This is a genomic window from Eisenbergiella porci (genome assembly GCF_009696275.1).
GTDB classification, from domain to species: domain Bacteria; phylum Bacillota; class Clostridia; order Lachnospirales; family Lachnospiraceae; genus Eisenbergiella; species Eisenbergiella porci.
On sequence record NZ_VUMI01000002.1, the window covers coordinates 197657 to 219445 of the forward strand.

A 21789-nucleotide genomic window follows, 5' to 3' on the forward strand; every position below is an offset into this window, starting at 1 on the left:
GGCTTCGGGGAGACTATGGCAGCAGGCTGATGATTCTGGAGGTTACATATGATGGAGAGCAATGAATTTTTGACACTGGAAAATGAAGCGCTATCGGTGCGCATCCTGCCCGGGCTGGGAGGCAAAATCACTTCCCTGCGCCTGAAGGAAAATGATTTTGAACTGGCGGCTCCTAATACGGGAGGGAAATACCGGCAGCCGCAGGAGGATTACGGGAAGGAAGACACAGCAGCGGCGCGGGATGGGGATAGAGGGCCGGATTTTTCCAGGTATGACGCTTCCGGACTGGATGATGCGTTCCCCAACATAGACGCCTGTGTGACACAGTGGGAGGGAAGGACGTACTGCTATCCGGATCACGGAGAGATATGGAGCCACCCTTTTACAGTGTGTGAGACCCCGGAGGGGCCGTTGCTTTCCTGGGAAAGCAGCAGGTTCGGTTATCTGTATGAGAAGCGGTTTTCACTGTCGGGCAACTCCCTTTTCATCCGTTACCGGATAGAAAACAGGTCCGAAGCAGCCTTTCCCTGGCTGTGGACCTTCCACGGCCTGATGCGTTATGAGGAGGATATGCGGCTGCTTTTGCCTGAAGATTTTGAAAGGTACCGCTGTGTGGCTGACCATCCGGTGATGGGGGCGGCGGGAAGCATCCTGGAGGCGGTGAACGGCCGCTATGATTTTACCAGGGTGCCGAAGGCTGAAAGCCATACGGCGGTAAAATATTACGGGGAGGGCAGGAGCCATACGGGACAGTGCGGCCTGTGGTATCCTTCCCAGGAAGTGCGCTGCACCCTGAAATATGATGCAAATAAGCTGCCCTATCTGGGCGTGTGGATCACCGCAGGCGGCTACAGGGGAGATTATAACTGCGCGCTGGAGCCGGCCACCGGTTTTTATGACGATGTACCAAGGACAATAAAAAACGGCACCATCCGTGTGCTGGAGCCGGGCGGGGAGTTCGCTTTCACATTGGAAATCAGTCTGAGAAAGGAGAAGCAATAAATGGAACACGGTAAAGCAAAGGTACCGCGCCGTTTTCCTGGAAAACGATTATCTGAAAATCATGGTGCTTCCGGAGCTGGGAGGAAGAATCCAGAGAGCCACGGATAAAACCAACAATTATGATTTTGTCTATTATAATCATGTGATTAAGCCGGCGCTGGTAGGCCTGGCAGGTCCCTGGATTTCAGGAGGCATTGAGTTCAACTGGCCGCAGCACCACAGGCCCAGCACCTATGATCCGGTGTCCTTCCATATGCAGGAAAACGAAGACGGCAGCGCCACCGTTATGGTGGGCGAGGCGGAGAACATGTTCCGCACCAAGGGAAACGCCTATTTTACCCTGTACCCGGATAAGGCCTGGCTGGAAATACGCGCCCAGCTTTACAACCGGACCAGCGTGCCCCAGACCTTCCTCTGGTGGGCCAATCCGGCGGTGCCCGTCAATGACAACACCCAGTCCGTGTTCCCGCCGGATGTGCATGCGGTGATGGATCACGGCAAAAGGGACGTATCCCGTTTCCCCATAGCCACGGGAACCTATTATAAAATGGACTATTCCGCAGGTGTGGACATTTCCCGGTATAAAAACATCCCGGTTCCCACGTCCTACATGGCCTGCCATTCCGACTATGATTTTGTAGGCGGGTATGATTACGGGAAAGAGGCGGGAATCCTGCATATCGCAGATCATCATATTGCGCCCGGCAAGAAGCAGTGGACTTGGGGCTGCGGGGAATTCGGCCAGGCCTGGGATCGGAACCTGACGGATGAGGACGGTCCCTATGTGGAGCTGATGACCGGCTGCTTTACGGATAATCAGCCTGATTTTTCCTGGCTGGCTCCCTATGAGGAAAAGACCTTTACCCAATATTTCATGCCCTACAAGGGTGTGGGCATGGTGAAAAATGCCACACTGGACGCTGCCGTGGGACTGGAAACGGAAGGCGGGAACGCTGTCGTGACCGTTTATACCATGGGCGAGGAGCAAGTAAAAATCCGTCTGACGCGCAGAGAGCAGATCCTTTTTGAGGAGGACGCACAGCTGGATCCCGGACTGCATTACAGGAAGGAAGTGAAGCTGCCGGAGGATATCAGGGAAGAGGAGCTTCTGGTTCAGGTGATTTCTGAGGAAGGAAAGGAACTGGTTTCCTACAGGCCCAAGAAGGAGGAAGTGGTTAAGATACCGGAGCCTGCCAGGGCGGCCCCTGCGCCTGAGGATGCGGCAAGCTGCGAGGATCTGTATCTGTACGGCCTGGACGGCAGCGACATCCGCTTAAACAACGCTTACGGAAAGCTGCTGTTTAACAGAGGGCTGTTTGCGGAAAGCGAACCTTATTTCCGCAGGGCGGTGGAGAAGCAGCTGCGCTCCAATCCCAACCCCTATGACGGGGAGCCTCTTTACCAGCTGGGCCTTTCCCTGAAATTCCAGGGGAAAATGCAGGAAGCCTATGACGCGTTTTACAAAGCCACATGGAACGGAGCCTGGCAGGACGCGGCCTTCTATCAGCTGGCCTGTATTGACTGTGCCGGAGGGGATTTTGCAGCCGCCCTTTCCCATATAGAAAGATCCCTTGTGAGAAACTACCATAACATCAAGGCAAGAAACCTGAAATCCTGTCTTCTCAGAAAAATGGGAAGGACAGAAGAGGCAAAGGCATGGACGTTTTCGACTATCGCCATTGACGGGCTGGATGCAAACAGCCGCAGAGAGCCGCTGGTGTATTACAACAAGAAGCAGGAAGCAGATAAGGCGCTTGCTTCCCTGGAGAAGGCATATACGCTTAATACCGGGGATTCCCGTGTGCTCATGGAGCTGGATCAGCTTTATAAAAAGATTGGCAGAAGCCCTGAGGAAAGGGCGGCGTTGCTGGAGGCGCATATGGAACAGACCCAGGACAGGGATGATCTGTATGTGGAATATATCACTCTGCTGAATATCCTGGGAAGGCATGAAGAAGCACTGGAACGGACCCTGGGCAGGCAGTTCCATCCATGGGAAGGCGGAGAGGGCAAGCTTTACGGCGCCCAGGAAAACCACATCTATTATTATCTGGGCTGTACGCTGGAGGCCCAGGGAAGGGCGGAAGAAGCCGCGGAATGCTTTGCAAAGGCCTCCACAGGTATTTCGGAGCCGGTAGGAGCCATGTACTACAATGACCAGCCGCCGGAAATGATTTATTACCAGGGCCTGGCCCTCCTGAAGCTGGGACGGCAGAAGGAGGCGTACGGACGCTTCAATAAGCTGATAGCTTACGGAGAAGCCCATCTGTTTGACGAGATGAAGATTGACTACTTTGCGGTTTCCCTGCCTGATCTCCTCATATTCGAAGAGGATCTGAACAGGAAGAACGCAAGCCACTGCCTGTTTATGAAAGGGCTGGGCCATCTGGGCAGGAAAGAAACGCAGCGTGCGGAGGAATGCTTTGAGGAAATCCGCACAAAGGATTCCGGTTTTTATGATGCGAATATCCGTAATATATTTTAATTAACGGGTAAAAAATCTGATTAATATGGCAATTTCCGGTTTGAAATGGAAATTGCCATATTTTTTTCCTGAAAAACAAGCTGTGCGGATAACAGATACGTTGAAAAATACGGTTTACGCAGATCAGGCTGAAAACGGGTTACTGTTCACTCCGTGACCAGTAACTGCATAAATCCATTAAAAATCGCCTACGGCGATGGGATTTATGCACTCTTGAATCACTTTTTTACGTACTGTGCAGTAAATGCACAGTTCTGAGTGAACAGTAACGAAAACGGATCCTTTTTTTTGTGTGTCTGTTTTTCTTTGTTGAAAGTAAAAATCCAACATAGTAAAATAGTATTCATGAGCGGGAAGATCGGATGCTGGGTGAAAGATTAACAGAGGTGATGCGACAATGGACGAAAAACAGATATGGCTGGTATTGGAAACAGAACCCACAAAGGAGGAAGAGCAGATAAAGCAGGCTTACAGAAAGAAGCTTGCGCGGACCAACCCGGAGGATGATCCGGAAGGGTTCAAGCGTCTGCGGGAGGCTTATGAGCAGGCGCTGCGTCTGGCGGCGCAAACGCAGGAGCCTGAGGAGGAGCTGCCGGAGGGACCGGTGGGGGACTGGCTTTGGGAGGTGAAGGAAGCCTATGGCAGGCTGTCCTCCAGGCTGGATACTGAATTGTGGGCAAGTCTGCTGGAACAGGATGTCTGTGTGGATCTGGAGACGGCGCTGGAAGCAAGGGACGGCCTGCTGCGCTTTCTGATGGATCACTTCCGTCTGCCCTCGGAAATCTGGAAAATCATAGACGAGAAATTTTCCCTGATGGAGGATATGGAGGATCTGGGAGAACGTTTTCCCGGTGATTTCCTGCAGTATGTGCAGAATAAATGCACCCAGGAGGAATGGTTCCCCTATGCCCTTTTTGAAGGGGAGGAGGACGCGGATTATGATACGTGGCTTTCCTGTTTTTACGAAATGCGCAGCGCATGGCAGGAAGGGAATACGGAAAAAGCGGAAAGCCTGTATGAGGATCTGGGAAAAACAGGGATCAGCCACCCTTACGCGGCCGCGGTCTATGCCGCCGTACTGGTGCAGAAGGATAAAAAGGAAGAGGCACGCAGGCTGATGGAAGAGGTGACGGAAAAGATGCCGGAGGATCCCTGGCTGAGGGATATTGCCGGACAGGTCAGGCAGGCGGCGGGAGACGAGGACGGCGCTTACCTGGATTTCCTGGCGGTGCTTGAAAAGGAGCCTGTAAGCTATCTGCCGTGCCTGCGGTGCAGCCAGTTCGAAATGAAACGGGGAAAAGTGGAGGAAGCCAAAAAGCGTTTGATCGCGCTGGTGGACGCCGGCTATGACACGCAGGATGTAAGAGACGCCATCCATGAGGTCAATGGACGGCTGATTCCCCTGTACCGGAAAAACTGGGAGGCGGAAAAGGAAAACCTTTCCCTGTTTTTCAAGCTGGGCTGGTGCCTTTTGCAGAATGAGGACAGTAAAACGGGAGTTTCTCTGATGGAGGGGATCGTCCCGGATCAGGCAAACTCCGCGGAGTATCACAGCCTGCTGGGCCGTTTTTATTACAATGAAAAGGAATATGCAAAGGCGGAGGAGCAGTTCCTCTCCTGGCTGGAAAGCATCCGCCTGGAACAGGCGGAAACGGAAAGCCAGAAGGCGGAGCTGCCCGCCCGTTTCGGCACCGCCTACAGCCTTCTGGCGGCCTCCAGGAAGATGCAGGAGGATTATGAAGGGGCGTTGGAGGCGGCCGGGAAAGCGCTGGAGCAGCGGAAAGACGCCGCCTACTACCAGCAGAAGGCGGATGCGCTTTTCAAGCTGGGAAGATATCAGGAAAGCGTGGATGTGTGCGATATTATTCTGGGGCTTAACGACGGCTACCTGCCCGCCCTTGTGACTAGGCAGGAGGACTATTATGCGCTGCATATGGCGCAGCAGGTGGTGGATGATTTCTACCGGATTAAGGAGATTTATGCGGCGCTGCCCCGGCCTTATGAGCTGGCGGCCGATGTTTTCCAGATTTACAGGCAGTATAAGGACGTGCTTCATATTGTGGAACAGGCCGCGCAGACGGAGGTGGACAGCCGGAAGCTGGATCTGATGGAGGTGAAGGCAAAGAGGGCATTGGCAAAGGAAAAGGAGCAGTATGAGGAGGTGCTGAAGCTTTCCGGCGGGCTGCTTAAGAAGCTGGAGGAGGAGCGCAAGACGGACGGAGACAGCGGCGGGGAGGCAGTTTCCGAGCTGGATCGCAGGGAAGCGGAGGTTTTCCGGGAAATGGCGTTGTGCCACTCGAGCCTTGGAGAACTGAAAAATGCACTGGAGCTGATAGATAACGCTATCCGTTTTGACCCGTCAGCCTATGTTTATGTGTGGGTGAAGGGAGATCTGCTTTATCAGAACGGTTCCTTTACCCAGGCGCTGAAGGCTTATGAGGAGGTGAAGGAGCAGATACCGGATAACGCGAATATCTGGACGGACATGGCTGCCTGCCATAGGAAGGGCGGCCGGGAGGAAGAGGAAAGGGAGTGCCTGGAGGCGGCGGTGCGGCTGGATCCGGAGCACCCCAGCGCCTGCGGGCGCCTTGCGGCCATCTACCGGGAAAAGTACAGCAGCCGGGAGCGCAGGGAGGATTACGACAAGGCGCTGGACTATGCCTGCAGGCAGCTGAAGCAGACCCCCACAGCCTATTATTATATTGAAAGGGGACAGCTTTACATAGAGAGCTGCGAATGGGAAAAGGCGCAGGAGGATTTCAGGGAGGCCGCCAGGCTGGAACCTGACAATGCCTATGCTTACTACAACTGGGCCTGCATACTGAAGTATGCGGGACAGTATGAGGAAGCGGTAGAAATGTTTGAGAAGGCGATTTCGCTGCGCACGGAAAAGGAATCCACCGTTTTTTTCAGAGGGCTGGGAGAATGCTATGAAAGAATGAACCAGCTGGATCGGGCGGCCGCCGCCTATGAGAAAAATATTGCGGAATTCCCGGAATCCGCCGCTGTGCGTTGGGATTATGTGAAGCTTCTGGAGAAGATCGGGACGCCGGAGCTTCTGGAGAGAGCCAGACAGATCCTGGAGGAGATCCTGAAGCTGAAGGGAGTGCGCAAGGCCTACTATCAGTCGAAGCTGGCCGGGATTTATGAGCAGATGGGAGAATATCAGACTGCCATAGAGCTTTGTGAGCGGGCCATGCGGGAGGAGGCGGAATATCTGCGTCCGTACCTTACGCTGGCGGAGCTTTACCTGGACAGCTTAAGAGACGGCAAAAAGGCGGCAAAGACTTTTAAATCAGCGCAGTCCTTCCTGAAAAAAACAGACTCTCTGTATGAGGAATATGTAAATGATATGACGAAAATATCGGCTTTCCGGGGGAAATGGAAGGAAGCCCGCAGCTACGCGGATGAATCCATTGGCATTATCGAAAAGAAGTACGGTTCCCTGAAGGAATATCTGTCGGCGAAAAAGTACAGGAATGCCAGACTGTTTGCGGTGGGAAAGCTGTTTTATTATTCCGGCAGGCTTACGGAAGCGGCGCAATGCTTCCATGCAATGGCTCCCTGCATGAAGGCGCAGGAGCCGGAGGGGGAAGCGGCCGGATCTTACAGGGGAAGAATCTGCCAGCAATGTACTGAGCCTGCATGCTGGGAGTATTATCAGGCGCTGGGAATGCTTGCGGAGGCGGCGGAGGATTATGATGCGGCCTGCGGCTATTACCGCACGGCATTTGAGATCGGAGGAAGAAACATCTGTATTGAAAAGAGTCTGGAGGAGTGCACGAAGGCCGCCGGACGGGCGGGTAAGACAAAGATCAGGAAAGGGAAAAAAGAATGATTATAGGAATTGACCTGGGGACGACAAACAGCCTGGCCGCTTATTTTACGCAGGAGGGGCCGAAAATCATACCGAACCGTCTGGGACACCATCTTACGCCGTCCGTAGTGAGCATGGATGAAGAAAATCAGATTTATGTGGGAAAGACCGCCAGGGAGAGAATGGCGCTCTATCCCGGCACTGCCGCCGAGGTTTTCAAGCGCAGCATGGGAACCGGCAGAAAATACCGGTTAGGGAAAAAGGAATTTTTGGCAGAGGAGCTTTCTTCCTTTGTCCTGCGTTCCCTGAAGGAGGATGCGGAAAGCTTTCTGGGCGAGGAGGCGACGGAAGCGGTAATCAGCGTGCCCGCCTATTTTAACGATTCCAGAAGAAAAGCGACCAAGCGCGCGGGAGAGCTGGCCGGGCTGAAGGTGGAGCGGATTATCAGCGAACCCACCGCCGCAGCGATCGCCTATGGGCTGTATGAAAAAAAGGGAGCAAGCAAGTTCCTGGTATTTGATCTGGGCGGTGGCACCTTTGACGTTTCCATCCTGGAAATGTACGACAACATCCTGGAGGTCCGCGCCGTGGCCGGGGACAATTTTCTGGGCGGGGAGGATTTTACCGAGGTCCTTTACCAGCTGTTTTTAAAACGCCGGGGGCTGGAGGAGGAAACGTTGAGCCTGAAAACGAGGCTTTACCTGAAAAAACAGGCGGAGCTGTGCAAGCTGGGTTTTTCGGAGGAACGCTCCAGCGTGATGCGCTGTGTGATGGATGGGGAGGAATGGGAGGAGACGTTTAAAATATCAGAGTACGAGGAAGCCTGCGCTCCGCTGTTTGAAAAAATACGCAAGCCCGTGAAACGGAGTCTTTCCGACGCCGGCATCCGTCTGTCCCAGATAGACGAGGTGGTGCTTGTGGGAGGCGCAACCAAACTGCCCATCGTGCGCCAGTTTATCGGCAGGCTGTTCCGCCGGGTGCCTGATACCCACATCAATCCCGATGAGGCTGTGGCGCTGGGAGCGGCGATCCAGGCTGCCATGAAGGACAGAAACGACGCTATCCGCGAGGTGATCCTTACCGATGTCTGCTCCTTTACCCTGGGAACGGAGGTGGCGGTGAAGGAACGCATTTCCGGCCAGTATGAGAGCGGGCATTTCTGTCCTATCATTGAAAGGAACACGGTGATACCCGCCAGCAGGACGGAGCGTTTTTATACAATTTATGATGATCAGACCAAAATCAGCATCCCTGTCCTCCAGGGGGAGAGCCGCTTCGCCTCCAATAACCTGCTCCTTGGAAGGGTAGAGCTTGAGGTGCCCAAAAACAAGGCGGGAGAGGAAGCGATAGACATCACCTATACCTATGATATCAATTCCATCCTGGAGGTGGAGGCCACCGTGGTTTCCACCCAGGAGATGACGCGGAAAATCATCAAGGGTGAAGAGGTGCAGATGACGGATGAGGAAATCGAAGAACGGTTCCGGGAGCTTTCCTTCCTGAAAATCCATCCCCGTGATCAGGAGGAGAACAAGCTGCTTCTGCTGAAATGCGAACGGCTCTATGAGGAGAGCCTGGGCGACAAGCGCATGGCCATTGAGCTGGAGCTGAGAAAATTTGAGGCCGCTCTGGATACCAGGGACAATGGGAAAATTGAAACGGCAAGGGAGGAATTGAAGGAGGCGCTGAAGGAGTTGGATGAGTTCTGGGAGGACTGAGCTGGACAATGGCGGCAGGGAAACACCTGAATTATATCGAATGGTTCCCTGTACCAACTTCGTATTGCGAATTCTGAAAAAGTAGTAAAATATTTTCAATTTTTTGTTTAGAAGGCGGAGAAGTTTATAAACCGTGCATTTTAATCAGCTGCATTATTGATTCGTGTATACTTCTGTTTTCAGAATTGCGTAAAGCCGGGAATCAGGGCATACTTTTAATTGGAGAGTAAAGAGAAGCACTGTTCGCTGGTGGAAAGGAACTGTTATGGAAAGAAGGCTGCCTATCGGAATTGAAGATTTTAAAGAGATGATAGAAAATGACTATTCTATGTTGATAAATCCGGATTCGTGAAGGAACTTCTGGATAACAGAAGCGAAGTTAGTCTGTTTATGCGTCCTCACAGATTTGGCAAAACCTTAAGCCTTAGTATGTTAAAATATTACTTTGAAAAGGCTTATGATGAAAATGGCATCGAAACAGATAACAGCAGTCTGTTTGAAGGCTTACGGATTATGGAAGCAGGTGAGCTGTATACAAAACATATGGGGCAGTATCCGGTGATAAGTTTTTCTTTAAAATCTGCCAAACAGCCGATGCAAACCTGGAATTTGCAGTAGTGACAGGCTGTTTAAGAATTTCCAAAGAGAGTATTTTTACAGGATTTAATAATCTGAAAATGGTATCGCTCCTTGATGTAGACTATTCCGAGCAGTTTGGGTTAACCCAGGCAGAAGTGGACAGGATGCTTCAGTATTATGGTATTACAGGACGTGAGGAGGAAGGAAAAGCCTGGTATGACGGTTATCAGTTTGGGAAGACAGAGGTTTATAATCCCTGGAGCATACTGATGTATGTAGATAAGCTGAGGCTGGACAGGATGCAATTCCCAGGCCGTACTGGGCAAACACCTTATCGAACAGTATCATCCGGGAGTTGGTGGAACGCGCTGACAGCAGTGTAAAGCAGGAGATGGAGACGCTGATAGAGGGAGGTACCATTGAAAAGCCGGTACATGAGGATATCACTTATGAGGACATTTACCTGACGGCGGATAATCTCTGGAATTTTCTTTTTTTCACAGGATACCTGAAAAAAGTAGAGGAACGTCTGGAGGATGTAACTGCCTATCTGACGCTGGCGATTCCCAATATGGAAGTGAAATATATATACCAGAATACGATTCTGGAATGGTTCGATAGAAAGATCCGTCACAAGGATTTGACCGGGATTTACAGTGCGCTGCTGAAGAAGGACACACAGCTGCTGGAAAGGGAGATTTCGGTAAACCTGATGGAGACAATCAGCTTTTACGATTACCGTGAGAAATATTACCATAGCTTTCTGGGGGCCTTCTTAAAATGATGGACGGCTATACCATCAAGTCCAACCGGGAAAGCGGACTGGGAAGAAGCGTCCTTCAGCTTTTGTCTGCCCCTTATGACGGGATTGCCATTATCATGGAGCTTAAGGTGGCGGATACCTATGCGCAGCTGGTGGAAAAGGCGGAGGAAGCGCTTATACAGATAGAAGAGAAGCAATATGATGCTGAACTAAGGTTGGAAGGCTACCATATTTTTATTAAATATGGGATTTCCTTTTATAAGAAGCTCTGTAAAGTGATGTGCAGATAAAAGATAAAAGAAACATAACTGTTAGTCAGGCCAACGCATTTAGCTGCGCAGTCCAGACAGTTATGAACCCATATAAAAAGACACAATCCCGGTCCCGCAGCAACAGGCGGACCGGGATTATTTTAAATTTTTCAGATTTATTGCCGTGGGCAAAGAGCCGGGCGGCTATGCCAGCATTGGGGATTTGGCCTTCGCGGCAGTGGGGCAGATTTCCGGTCTGCCATTTTGCTGAAATCAGATATCCAGCTTCATATCCCCAAGCTTAATCCATCCCTTTTTCCGCATCAGCTCAGAAAACAGCAACGCCAGAATGGCAGGGGCAGCCACATGCATCAGCAGGATCTGGAGAAGTACCAGGGCGGCGCCCATCCCTTCACCGGTCATGGTCTGGAACGCCATGATCTGTCCAACAAGGCCGCAGGTCCCCATACCGCTTCCGGTGGCATTGTTGGTCATGCCGAGTACGCAGGTGGAAATCGGCCCCAGGATGGCGCTGGCCAGAATGGCGGGAAGCCAGATCACAGGCTTGCGGATGATGTTTGGCATCTGGAGCATGGAGGTGCCCAGCCCCTGCGCCACCAGCCCGCCCGTTTTATTTTCACGGAAGGATGCGACGGCGAAGCCGACCATATTGGCCGCACAGCCCACGGCTGCGGCCCCCGCGGCAATTCCGCTTAAGTTCAGCGATACGCCGATGGCGGCGGAGCTGATAGGAAGCGTCAGGGCAATGCCCATCAGGACGGAAACGATGATGCCTGCCCAGAAGGGCTGCTGTACGGCGCCCCAGTTGATCAGTTCGCCCACCTTGGTCATAAATGCGGCGATGGGAACGCCGATGGAAAGACCGACAACAGAGCCTACGGTAATCGTGGTAATGGGTGTTACAAGGATATCGACCTTTGTTTTCCCGGCCACCAGCCCGCCGATTTCCACGGCCAGGTAAGCGGCGACAAAAGCGCCCAGCGGTTCCCCCACGCCTGCCAGGGTAAAAATGCCCTCCGACAGAATAGTGCCGCCAATGATGGTCTTGGCATATGCGCCGATCATGCCTGCGGCAGCGGCGGATACGGTCACAAGAGGCGGCTCCTTGAATTTGCTGGCGACACCGATGCCGATTCCCGCGCCGGTGAGCTTTTTGGCTACGGTGGCAACGACGATGATATAAGCGCCGATGGTGCCGCCGATGAGGTTGCCCACCTGTTCCAGGATGGTGCCTACCAGAAGCGTGGCAAACAGTCCCTGTGCCATGCCGGAAAGGCCGTCAATAAAAATCCGGTTGCAGAGTTTCTTTACTTTTTCCATATTCTTCATCCCCTCTGATGCCCTGGCGGGCATATTTATGCAAGTCAGGCGGCAGGATATGTTTTGCAGCAGTCCGGTTATCTGAACGGTTACTGCTTTTTTGCAGAGAATACTGCAGAAAAAATGCCACGGCATAAATTGTTCCCTATGCCGTGACAATTGCATTTACATATGTGTTTACATGTGTCTTGTCACCTTGAGGTATAAAATAGCACATCAGGGTGCCGAAAGCAAGTATTTTTTTTCGGCAAGGGCTTTTTCGATGGAATCCAGGACCTCCTCGCTTTCCGCCTCCACCGTATGGTAATGGATGTCATCGGTAAGCTCCTTTAAAGGCTTGGTCTGTTTGGTTGCGATTTTCCGTACGAATTCCTGCACATCCCTGCGGCTGGAAATAATCAGGTTCACTGTAATGGTGCCGTAAATGGGATGGGTGATGATCACGTCAAGCACCTTGCCGCCCAGATCCACAATGGTATTCAGTTCATCCGCAATCTGCTGTGTGGAGTGGGACACCATAAAACAGCGGTTGCAATGGGCGCCGGCGGGATTATAGAGCAGATATCCCCTGGCGGTGGAAAGAATATCGCGGTTGGTCGCCCGCAGGAGCGCGATATCCTGGACGATGACCTGGCGGCTCACTCCCAGCCTGCGGGCCAGTGCGGATCCTGACAAAGGCTCCCGGGCATCTCCCAGCATTTGAAGCAGGGCTTCCCTGCGCTGTTCTCCATCCATGTGATTACCTCCTGAAAAATATTTCAACTGGCCGGTTGGCTGGATCCGTGCCGTATTTATCTGTAAACGGGCAGGAAAACGGCCATTATCAACCGGTATCAGGCGGTTTTATTTTAGCACAGGGAGGGCGCGGGTGCAAGGCGGGGATGCCGGGACATGGACGTAACGCCGCTTGCGGAACAGCCTCAGGCGGAATTAGGCGGCCCCGGTGTATGTGCAAACAGGCCTGGATGTGGTAAAATAAGGAAAAAGTTACAAAAGGGGCTTTCAGAAAATGTTTCAGTACATAACGGATAAAATCAGGGGAAGGCGGAAACGGCTGCTCCATGATTATATTGCTATTTTTATCATTATGGGGATGGTGCTGCTGCTGTCCTTTCTGATCATCGGGTATATTGCCAATTCCACAACAATGGAACAGTCCAGGAATTCCTCAAGGGTCATTTACAAACAGGCCAGGGAGCAGCTGGAGCAGGTCGAAGAGGATCTTCAGAACATGTACATGAATGTGGTAAAAAATGATTCCGTGCTTGCCTTTCTGGAAGCTGCGGACAGCTATGAACGCTGGGAAATGCTGGAGAGCGTCCAGGGGATGGTTGGAATGAACCGGAGAATCAACCGGAACCTGGAAAACATCATTTTTTATGATGAGGATGGAAACCTGATTTTTGCGTTGGGAAATGTTTTCCTGGACAAGCCGGAGCTAGAACTGAATGAAATGCTGAATTTTTCAGGCAGAATGTGGGATGGAGCTACGAAACAGGCATGTTTTGAGGTGGGGCTTCCCATCTATAAGGAGGAGACGGACGGCTATACACTGCTGGGAAGCGCTTACCTTTTATTCAATGTGGGAAATCTGCAGGAAATCATGGATCGGGCGCTGTTAAACCGGGATTCGGCCATTGCGATTGTGGACGGCAATGGAAGGGCCATTGTCAAAGCCGGGCAGTGGGAAGATTATTACGGGGATTTTGAGACGGCGCTGGAGGATAAAAAAAGGCTTGTTTACGCGGATTACATAGGCACGACGGGCTGGCGGATTGTGAATGTGATCCCCAAGAAAGCGCTGCTTACCGGGGCGGAGCAGATGAGAAATATTACTTATGTGACCTTTTTGGCGGTGGTTTCCATGATGATTTTCCTGTGCGCCATGCTGTATAAGCGGATCATTTATCCCATTTCCCGCCAGACGGCATTTATGGCGGGCTTTACGGAGGATACCCATCAGCGTATTGAGGTGCTGGAGGAGAATGAAATCGGGGAAATGGCCCATAAGATGAACCAGATGCTGGATGATATCGAAAAGCTCAACGGGGAAATTATCGAATCCAACCGGAAATATCTGGAGATGGAGTATGCAAAAAAACAGACGGAAATGATTGCATATCGGAGCCAGATCAATCCCCATTTCCTGTACAATACCTTTAACTGTATCCGGGGAATGGCGCTATATCACGGGGAAAAGGAAATCGCAGAACTGACAATGGCGCTGTCCAGCTTTTTCCGGTACAGCGTACAGGGAGAGGAAACAGTAACCGTGCGGGAGGCGTTGGAAAATCTGCAGCGTTATGCCAGAATCATCCAGTACCGCTTCAACGGAAAACACAGGGTGGAGGTGGAAGCCTCCCGGGAAGTCTATCTGGTCAAAATTCCCAAAATGCTGCTTCAGCCGTTGGTGGAAAATGCGGTGCTCCACGGCCTGGAAACGAAGGTGGACGGGGGCGTGGTGCACGTTGCCGTGAGCGGGACGGAACAGAAAATCGTGGCAGTGGTAAAGGATAACGGCCAGGGCTTTCCGGAGGAGACGCTTGTACAGCTGCGCCAGGCCATGGAATGCTACGACAGGGAAGGTACGATTCCTGATGACGGTCACGGAATCGGATTCCTGAATGTATACAGGCGGCTGCGGCTTTTTTACGGGACGGCGGCTGAATTTACGGTGGAAAGCAGGGCCGGGGAAGGCACGGAAATTACAATGGTTTTGCCGGCGGGAGGTAGATAGAGATGTATCATGTTTTTTTAGCGGATGATGAACCCTGGGCGCTGATGACGCTGCAGAATCTGATTGACTGGAGTGATTACGGCTTTGCCGTCAGCGGGGAAGCCGAGGACGGGGAGCAGGCTTTGGAACGGATTATCAGAACCAATCCGGATCTGATCATTTCGGATATCCGTATGCCGGGAATGGACGGGCTGTCACTATTGCAGACTATCAGGGACAGAGGGCTGAGGGCGGAGGTGCTTCTGGTGAGCGGCTATACGGATTTCGAATATGCCAGGAAGGCCCTGCAGTACGGCTGCGCCGGATATCTGGTAAAGCCGGTGGAGGAGCAGGAGCTGATAGAATATCTGTCCAAGGTGAAGGGCATACTGGACGGGAAAAATTCAGGGGGGGGGGTAAAACTTTCCGGAGAAAATGAGGATGAGGGCTACCAGTCGGAAAAAATCCAGGTGCAGAATATGGTAAAATATATCCAGGAGCATTTTGGAGAGGGACTGACGCTTGCCACCCTTGCCGGTGAGTTTAAAATGAGTGAAAGCTACATCAGCAGTCTCATAAAGAAGAGAACCGGAAAAGGCTTTGGGGAACATCTGATGGAGGTAAGGATTCAGAAGGCCCAGGAATACCTGCGCACTACCAATGACAGCATTGAGGCCATTGCGGAAAGAGTGGGCTATCCGGACTATTTTTATTTTACCAAGGTCTACAAAAAGGCCACGGGGATTAGCCCCGCAGCCTACAGGCGCCAGTTGTAGGGGGGAGCGGAATCCGTCCGCCTGCGTGGGGCTGCCGCTGTATTTCTTCTCCGGGGGCGGCTTTGGGGGAGTTTCCGGTCCAGTCTCAAAAACGGGGTGTTTCTAACTGTTTCCGGAGGCCGGAATTCTGCCAGCGCGGCCAAAACTCCTCCGCAGGCAACGGGGTAGTGGGCAGCCGTGGGCGTTGGGAGCGGCCGTTGCCTGTGTTCGTCAGACAGGCCGCTAGGGGCGGCAGAATTTCGGCCTCCGGAAGCAGTAAGAAACATCACCGTTTTTTCCTATGGACCGGAAACTCCCCCAAAGCCGCCCCCGGAGAAGAAATACAGCGGCAGCCCCACACAGGCGGACGCATTCCTTTGGCTATGCGGCAGGGTTGTGCTGGATTGACAGATGTGATAAGAACAAGTTGAAAAATGTAGAAGATATTATAAAATTTATAAGAGTAATTGTGAGGCTGCGGGGAAAAATCCGTGGCCTTTATTCGTTTTGTATAGGAGAATCTAAATATTTGACAAAAATAGTAAAATAATCTCCATACAAAAGATGGAGGGAAAAAATTACAATAAAGTCCATCAGGTTACAATGCATTGTACAGATAAATGGAATTATGAAAAAGGTAACAGTCCGGTTTCCTGGACTGTTAATAAAGAAGGAAAGAGGAATGGTTATGAGAAGACATGTACTGCAGAAAATGTGCGCGTTGGCACTGGCCGGAACTATGGTTTTGAGCCTGGGAGCGTGCGGTTCGGCTGAAACAGGGACGGCAGGGACACAGGCGGCCCAGAGTGAGGCTTCAGGGGAGAATGCCCCGGCAGATGCTTCTGCTTCCAGTGAGGGAACAGGCGAGCTTTACTGGTTTTCTGATGTATCCGGATGGGGACCTGCGACAGCGAACTGGTCCACCAAGGAATCACCGGCGACTGAATACATAGAAGAAAATTTCGGGCTTACCCTGAAAATAGAGCAGCCGCCTACGGATGTAACCACAAAGCTGGGCCTGATGATCGCCTCAGGAGAGCTTCCGGATATGATGTCCATTACGGATGCGGACATTTATAAGCAGCTTGTGGCAGCGGACAAGGTATGGGATATGAAAACCTTCCTGGAAACCTATGATCCGGAATCTCATTTGCTCAAGGACTTCCCGGAGGATATCAAGCAGGCTCTGACAGATACCTACGGCGGCTGGTATTCTTATCCCAGCCATATGGAATCCAAGGATAACAGGAAGGTATTCCCTCCCGATGATCAGGTATGGATTGACGTAGTGGAAAAGGGCAGCAACAGCTGTATCATGTTCAATAAGGAAATCATGGATGCGCTGGGAATTACCCAGGAGGACGTACAGACGGAGGAAGGCTTCTATGCTGCCTGTGAAAAAGTGAAAAATTCCGGCTATCAGGTGGACGGACAGAGCGTCCTGCCGGTAGTGCTGCAGTGCAACCTCTGGATTAACTCCAGCCTGGACGGCATTGTTTCCTGGAACTTCGGTGCAGTGCCGGTGGATGAAAACGGCAATTACAGACATATGGAACTCAGCCCGGGATATAAAAACGGCCTGAAATTCCTGAATACCCTGGTACAGAAAAACTACCTGGATGTGAATACCCTTACAATTGATGAAACCGCCCTGAAGACCTATCTGGATGCAAAGAGAGTATTCTGCTGGATCGGCAACCAGGCACAGCAGGACAAAACAAATATGCCCTGGGTATCCTTCGGACCGATCCTTGCCTCCAACGGCGCCAGACCGGCCATGCCCGTTAACCAGTCCGCAGGCACCGGCTGGATTCAGACCCTTGTTTCCAAAGACTGCAAGAATCCTGAAAAAATTGCAAAATTGTTAAGCTGGGCTTCCAGCCAGGAAGGACTGCTCCTTAATTATTATGGTATTGAAGGAACGGACTATACGATTGACGAAAAAGGCATTGTAACAAAAACGGAAGAAGGTAAGAAGAAGCTGGCGGAAGAGTATGACAACAATGTACTGATGTGGCCGTTTGCCAACACCTCTTTTGAAAGAAATACGGAGCCTGTTCCGGATCCCACAAGCAACAGAGGCGTGGAAGTAGCGCTGATGCCTGCATTTGGCAATTACAAGGATACATACATTTATGATGATTCCCTGCTGGGCTTCAAAAACAGCACGGTTATCGAGCCTTCCAGCGACCTGGGAATCAAGCTTTCCCAGATCAAGACCTATCTGGAATCCCAGAAGGCAAAAATCGTGACGGCTGCCTCCGACGAGGCCTTTGAAAAGGAATACCAGAACATGCTCGACACCCTGGATCAGTATGAAATCACAGCGATTGACGAGGAATACAACAAAGTATACCAGGAGTACTGTGAGAAGAAGGGCAACAAAATCGAAGATATAAACGCCGGACTTTACAAATAATCCCCGGCGGCAGCATAAGGCTGGCCCGCAAAACGCGGCAGCCTTATGTTTGCCTGAGGAAGACGGAGGTTCTATATGAAGAGTAAAAAGAAAAAAACTACGGGATTCCGGCTGGGCTATGACAGGGCCACACAGCTTCAGCTGCATACGCTTATGCTCCCCGGAACCGTATTGATGCTGCTGTTTTCCATTGTGCCGCTTTTCGGCCTGCTGCTGGCTTTTAAAAACTACAGTGTCATAGAGGGCATTAAAGGCGTATTCACCAGCCCCTGGTATGGCTTCCAGAATTTTAAGGTGATATTCGGCAATTTTGACTTCAAACGCATGCTGGTGAATACGCTGGGCATTAACCTGATCGGAAACCTGGTGAATATTGTGATGGCGATTCTGTTCGCCCTGTTCATCAATGAAATAGCCCGCCCCAAATTCAAAAGCTTTGTCCAGACGGTGACCTATATGCCGCATTTTATTTCCTGGGTAGTATTCGGCGGCATTGTTATAACGCTGCTGAGCGGGGACGGCGGGCTTTTCAACCAGATCCTGCTGAAGCTGGGCGTGATTGAGCAGCCTATCGTTTTTATGGCGGATTCGAAATATTTCTGGGCGATTGCCATCCTTTCCAATCTGGTTAAGGAATTAGGGTGGAGCACTATTCTGTACACGGCGGCCATTTCCGGCGTGGATCAGGAGCTTTATGAAGCGGCCGATCTGGACGGGGCAAGCAGAGTGCAGAAAATGCGTTATGTGACTCTTCCCTGTATCAAGGGAACCATTGTGATCATGGTGATTTTTGCCGTGGCCGGTATCATGAACAATAACTTCGACCAGCTTTACGTGCTGCAGAATTCCTTTAACCTGGAAAAGAGTGAAGTGATTGACACCTATATTTATAAAGTCGGCCTGCAGCAGCTGCAGTTCGGTATGGCGGCGGCTGTAAATATTTTCAAATCCATCCTGGCAATTATCCTTTTGACCACCGCCAACTTTGTATCCAATAAACTGACGGACAACGGGCTGTTCTGATCGGAAAACGGAGGGTTCCTATGAATAAAATCAAGTCAAGGAAGGAGAAACGTTTTTCTGTACTCCTTACCGCAGTGATGATACTTATTATGATAATCACGGTTTATCCGGTGTGGTATTCCCTGATAAATTCCTTAAACAGTGCGCAGGATATCGCCAAAAACGGCTATGCCATGCTGCTGCCCGGCGAGTTTTCCCTGGAAAGCTGGCAGTCGGTGCTGAAAAACCCTGAGATTTTCAGGGCCTTCGGGATTACCTTTACCAGAACCATTATCGTTACGGTGATACAGACGCTTTTTACCTCCATGTTTGCCTATGGTTTTTCCAGGGACAATCTGGTGGGGAAAAAATTCTATACCGTAATCGGTTTTGTCAGCATGTACTTAAACGGCGGCGTTATCGCGTATTTTATCCTGTTTAACGCCATGCATATTTACAATACCTACTGGGTATATATCCTTCCGGCGCTGTTCGGCGGGTTTTATAATGTAATCATTTTCAATACCAACTTCAAGTCGATTCCGGAATCCCTGTTCGAATCCGCCAAAATCGACGGCGCCAGCGAGTATACGATTTTCTTTAAACTGGTAATCCCGCTTTCCAAGCCGGTAATCAGTGCGCTGGGGATTTTCACGGCGGTTGCCACCTGGAACGATTACACCCAGACGCTGTACTATACGAAATCCGCAGAAATCCAGACGTTGTCCTACTACATGCTCTCCATCACAAAGGCCAGCGCTTCCGCTGCGCAGCTGGGTGAGACGATGAGTGCAGGGGCAGCCTCCGTGCTGACAACGGTATCCAACTCCGCTGCGAACTACAAGACCATCGAGCTGGCCTGCATGGTGCTTTCCGCACTGCCGCTGATCATTATGTATCCGTTCGCACAGAAGTTTTTTGAAAAAGGTGTTATGGTTGGGTCAGTGAAGGGCTGATTGCCATTTGCATGTACCTGTGGCAGAATAAAAAGAGCAGCTGCCTGAAATGTTGCCAGAATCGGGAGGAAAAGGGATATGGCGGAAATTATTGTGGAAAAGGAATGGACAAAGGAACCGGCGGGCCGGCGGATTTTCGGGAATTTTATTGAATCCGGGTTCGGCAGGCAGGTGAACGGGATGTGGAGTGAAATGCTTTACAACCGTGCCTTCCGGGATGTGCCGGCCATTAAAATCGCCACCTGGGAGTGGCTGGGGCTGGATAAGGAGCATTATAACAGCAATGCGCCCTTCTGGCACAGCGGCTATGAGGAAAATGACTGGGAGGTGATCGGTGCGCCGGAGCAGGAACATACCTGCGGAACCCATACCTATAAGGGAATGACATCGCTGCTTCTTAAGAATACGGATGGGAGCGAATGCGGGCTTTTGCAGAAGGGGCTCCATCTGCAGAAGGGAAAACGGTATCAGTTCCGGATTTTTGCAGGCGTCAGGGGAGATATGAGCGAGGCCGGGCTGAACGGCTTCGGGGATACCATCCACAGCGAAAAGGCGGAGCTTCTGAACGTGAAAATAGGCTCGCAGGAGACCAGCTTTGCCCTGACCACGGTTCCCCGCCTGTTTACCTGGGAATGGGAGGAAGCCTGCGGGGGAAATGCACAAATCTGTCTGACCTTTTCCTTCCCGGGCACGCTGGTGCTCTCCTTTGCCTCGCTGATGCCTGCCGATAATCTGGGCGGCTGGCGCGCTGACGTGGTGGAAAAGCTGAAGGAGGCGGCCCCCAGCGTGGTGCGTTTTCCCGGAGGCTGTTTTGTCAGCTTCTACAACTGGGAAAGCTCCATCGGCGACCGGGACAGAAGGGAGCCGCAGCCCAGCTTTTACTGGGGCGGCCTGGAGGAAAACGATGTGGGGCTGGACGAATTCCTGCAGCTGTCCCAGCTGGTGGGCTTTGAACCGCAGCTTTGTTTTAATATGATGACCTCGGAGCCCTTCAAGGCCAGGCAGATGGTGGAATATTTGAATGCGCCGGAGGATGTGGGAATGGGGCGCCTTCGTATGCAAAACGGGCATAAGGAGCCTTACGGGGTCAGGCTGTTTGAAATGGACAATGAGCCGGGAAGAAAATGGACGGCCTGCCAGTATGCCGAAGAGTGCGTGAAATTCGCAAGGGAAATGCGGCTGGCGGATCCTGATATCGAGCTGATGATGGCAGCTTATACCTATTCCCCGGAGCTTCTGCCGGATATGCTGGAGATTGCGGGAAAGGATATCCAGTATGTGATTTACAGGCAGGGCGATCCGGATTTTGTCCACAAAATCCTTCCCGTTATCAGGAAATATAACCGGAAAAACGGTACGGATCTGAAGCTGGTCAACACGGAATGGCTGCCCTCCTGCCATAGCCCGGAGCCTTTTGAGAACCCTGCCATGCCGCAGGATTTCAGGTGGCATGGGGAAGTGACCAATGATTATGCCAATATTTTTGGCGTGCAGCAGATCAGCTGGAACTATGCCTTAAACGGCGCGCACAGGCTGTTGGATTACATCAGCTACGGCGGAGAGTTTGCGCTGGCTAATTTCAATAACATGTGCAATACCTGGGGGCAGAATATCATTGAGGCAACGAAGGAAACCTGTTATTTGTCCTGCATGGGCCAAATTTTTGCCATGTTTGCCCGTGTCTTTGAGCCCTGCACAGCGGCCGGGACAGAGACGGGAGCGGAAAATCTGTTTGCCCTGGCTGTGAAAACGGTAAGCGGTAAGGAGCAGCTCTATATAGTAAACCACTCCGGCGCGGCGGTGCAGACGGCCCTGCCGGAAGGACGCTGGTTTTTGAAGGACGGGCTGCAGGGAGAAGGGCGTATGGCCCATGAGACGGAGGCTGAAAGCTGCATAAGGCGGTGCACGGCCGGGCCTGACGGGAATGCCATTGTGGTTCCGGGGCTGAGTTTTCTGTGTCTGGAGCGTGGGTGAGATGCTGGCCG

15 protein-coding genes and 1 pseudogene are annotated in these 21789 nt (G+C 51.7%); 14 read left to right on the plus strand and 2 right to left on the minus strand.

Annotated elements, in window-relative coordinates; genetic code table 11:
- The first annotated feature begins 48 nt into the window (after window positions 1-48).
- The 8 genes and pseudogenes from FYJ45_RS02060 to FYJ45_RS32035 all read left to right on the plus strand — a co-directional run bounded on the left by FYJ45_RS02060 (window position 49) and on the right by FYJ45_RS32035 (window position 10654).
- Window positions 49-1002 (plus strand): aldose epimerase family protein, encoded by a 954-nt coding sequence (locus FYJ45_RS02060; RefSeq protein WP_154463220.1) that lies wholly within the window; start codon window positions 49-51, stop codon window positions 1000-1002.
- A gap of 16 nt (window positions 1003-1018) precedes the next feature.
- Window positions 1019-3487: pseudogene (locus tag FYJ45_RS02065) on the plus strand (DUF5107 domain-containing protein); the annotation flags it as partial.
- Window positions 3488-3884: 397 nt separating this feature from the next.
- On the plus strand, window positions 3885-7325 hold the full coding sequence (locus tag FYJ45_RS02070) for a J domain-containing protein (RefSeq protein WP_154463222.1): 3441 nt from the start codon (window positions 3885-3887) through the stop codon (window positions 7323-7325).
- A complete protein-coding gene (locus FYJ45_RS02075; protein WP_154463223.1) occupies window positions 7322-9022 on the plus strand; it encodes a molecular chaperone HscC in 1701 nt (566 codons plus the stop codon). The genes FYJ45_RS02070 and FYJ45_RS02075 overlap by 4 nt, the downstream gene beginning before the upstream one ends.
- 348 nt (window positions 9023-9370) lie before the next feature.
- Window positions 9371-9640 (plus strand): AAA family ATPase, encoded by a 270-nt coding sequence (locus tag FYJ45_RS32020; protein WP_330588491.1) that lies wholly within the window; start codon window positions 9371-9373, stop codon window positions 9638-9640.
- A complete protein-coding gene (locus FYJ45_RS32025; RefSeq protein WP_330588492.1) occupies window positions 9640-9984 on the plus strand; it encodes a P-loop NTPase family protein in 345 nt (114 codons plus the stop codon). The genes FYJ45_RS32020 and FYJ45_RS32025 overlap by 1 nt, the downstream gene beginning before the upstream one ends.
- A complete protein-coding gene (locus tag FYJ45_RS32030; RefSeq protein ID WP_330588493.1) occupies window positions 9960-10385 on the plus strand; it encodes a hypothetical protein in 426 nt (141 codons plus the stop codon). Before FYJ45_RS32025 ends, FYJ45_RS32030 begins: the two co-directional genes overlap by 25 nt.
- Window positions 10382-10654, plus strand: coding sequence for a PD-(D/E)XK nuclease domain-containing protein (locus FYJ45_RS32035; protein ID WP_330588494.1), 273 nt, complete (start codon window positions 10382-10384; stop codon window positions 10652-10654). Before FYJ45_RS32030 ends, FYJ45_RS32035 begins: the two co-directional genes overlap by 4 nt.
- 234 nt (window positions 10655-10888) lie before the next feature.
- Here the strand turns inward: FYJ45_RS32035 and FYJ45_RS02085 are convergent, their stop codons facing one another.
- Together FYJ45_RS02085 and FYJ45_RS02090 are read right to left on the minus strand one after the other, a co-directional pair.
- Entirely contained in the window at window positions 10889-11956 is a 1068-nt protein-coding gene (locus FYJ45_RS02085; RefSeq protein WP_154463224.1) for a PTS transporter subunit IIC, read from the minus strand.
- 216 nt (window positions 11957-12172) lie between these two features.
- Window positions 12173-12691: a transcription repressor NadR gene (locus FYJ45_RS02090; protein ID WP_154463225.1), complete on the minus strand. Its 519-nt coding sequence runs from the start codon at window positions 12689-12691 to the stop codon at window positions 12173-12175.
- Between the two features lie 274 nt (window positions 12692-12965).
- Between FYJ45_RS02090 and FYJ45_RS02095 the strand changes: the two genes are divergently transcribed.
- The 6 genes from FYJ45_RS02095 to FYJ45_RS02120 all read left to right on the plus strand — a co-directional run bounded on the left by FYJ45_RS02095 (window position 12966) and on the right by FYJ45_RS02120 (window position 21778).
- Window positions 12966-14693 (plus strand): cache domain-containing sensor histidine kinase, encoded by a 1728-nt coding sequence (locus FYJ45_RS02095; protein ID WP_154463226.1) that lies wholly within the window; start codon window positions 12966-12968, stop codon window positions 14691-14693.
- Between the two features lie 2 nt (window positions 14694-14695).
- On the plus strand, window positions 14696-15448 hold the full coding sequence (locus tag FYJ45_RS02100) for a response regulator transcription factor (RefSeq protein ID WP_154463227.1): 753 nt from the start codon (window positions 14696-14698) through the stop codon (window positions 15446-15448).
- Window positions 15449-16115: 667 nt separating this feature from the next.
- Window positions 16116-17846, plus strand: coding sequence for an extracellular solute-binding protein (locus tag FYJ45_RS02105; RefSeq protein ID WP_195841612.1), 1731 nt, complete (start codon window positions 16116-16118; stop codon window positions 17844-17846).
- Between the two features lie 75 nt (window positions 17847-17921).
- The gene (locus FYJ45_RS02110) at window positions 17922-18869 is read left to right on the plus strand and encodes an ABC transporter permease (RefSeq protein WP_021636959.1); all 948 of its coding nucleotides are present in this window, start codon (window positions 17922-17924) and stop codon (window positions 18867-18869) included.
- Between the two features lie 20 nt (window positions 18870-18889).
- Window positions 18890-19804 (plus strand): carbohydrate ABC transporter permease, encoded by a 915-nt coding sequence (locus FYJ45_RS02115; RefSeq protein ID WP_021636960.1) that lies wholly within the window; start codon window positions 18890-18892, stop codon window positions 19802-19804.
- A 78-nt stretch (window positions 19805-19882) separates the two neighbouring features.
- Window positions 19883-21778 (plus strand): hypothetical protein, encoded by a 1896-nt coding sequence (locus FYJ45_RS02120; protein ID WP_154463229.1) that lies wholly within the window; start codon window positions 19883-19885, stop codon window positions 21776-21778.
- The last annotated feature ends 11 nt before the right edge of the window (window positions 21779-21789 follow it).

Coding starts and splice junctions, on each gene's coding strand:
- FYJ45_RS32035 (WP_330588494.1), top strand. CDS start 10,382: ATGATGGACGGCTATACCATCAAGTCCAACCGGGAAAGCGGACTGGGA.
- FYJ45_RS02120 (WP_154463229.1), top strand. CDS start 19,883: ATGGCGGAAATTATTGTGGAAAAGGAATGGACAAAGGAACCGGCGGGC.
- FYJ45_RS02085 (WP_154463224.1), bottom strand. CDS start 11,956: ATGGAAAAAGTAAAGAAACTCTGCAACCGGATTTTTATTGACGGCCTT.
- FYJ45_RS02070 (WP_154463222.1), top strand. CDS start 3,885: ATGGACGAAAAACAGATATGGCTGGTATTGGAAACAGAACCCACAAAG.
- FYJ45_RS02105 (WP_195841612.1), top strand. CDS start 16,116: ATGAGAAGACATGTACTGCAGAAAATGTGCGCGTTGGCACTGGCCGGA.
- FYJ45_RS02110 (WP_021636959.1), top strand. CDS start 17,922: ATGAAGAGTAAAAAGAAAAAAACTACGGGATTCCGGCTGGGCTATGAC.
- FYJ45_RS02090 (WP_154463225.1), bottom strand. CDS start 12,691: ATGGATGGAGAACAGCGCAGGGAAGCCCTGCTTCAAATGCTGGGAGAT.
- FYJ45_RS02115 (WP_021636960.1), top strand. CDS start 18,890: ATGAATAAAATCAAGTCAAGGAAGGAGAAACGTTTTTCTGTACTCCTT.
- FYJ45_RS02095 (WP_154463226.1), top strand. CDS start 12,966: ATGTTTCAGTACATAACGGATAAAATCAGGGGAAGGCGGAAACGGCTG.
- FYJ45_RS02100 (WP_154463227.1), top strand. CDS start 14,696: ATGTATCATGTTTTTTTAGCGGATGATGAACCCTGGGCGCTGATGACG.
- FYJ45_RS02075 (WP_154463223.1), top strand. CDS start 7,322: ATGATTATAGGAATTGACCTGGGGACGACAAACAGCCTGGCCGCTTAT.
- FYJ45_RS02060 (WP_154463220.1), top strand. CDS start 49: ATGATGGAGAGCAATGAATTTTTGACACTGGAAAATGAAGCGCTATCG.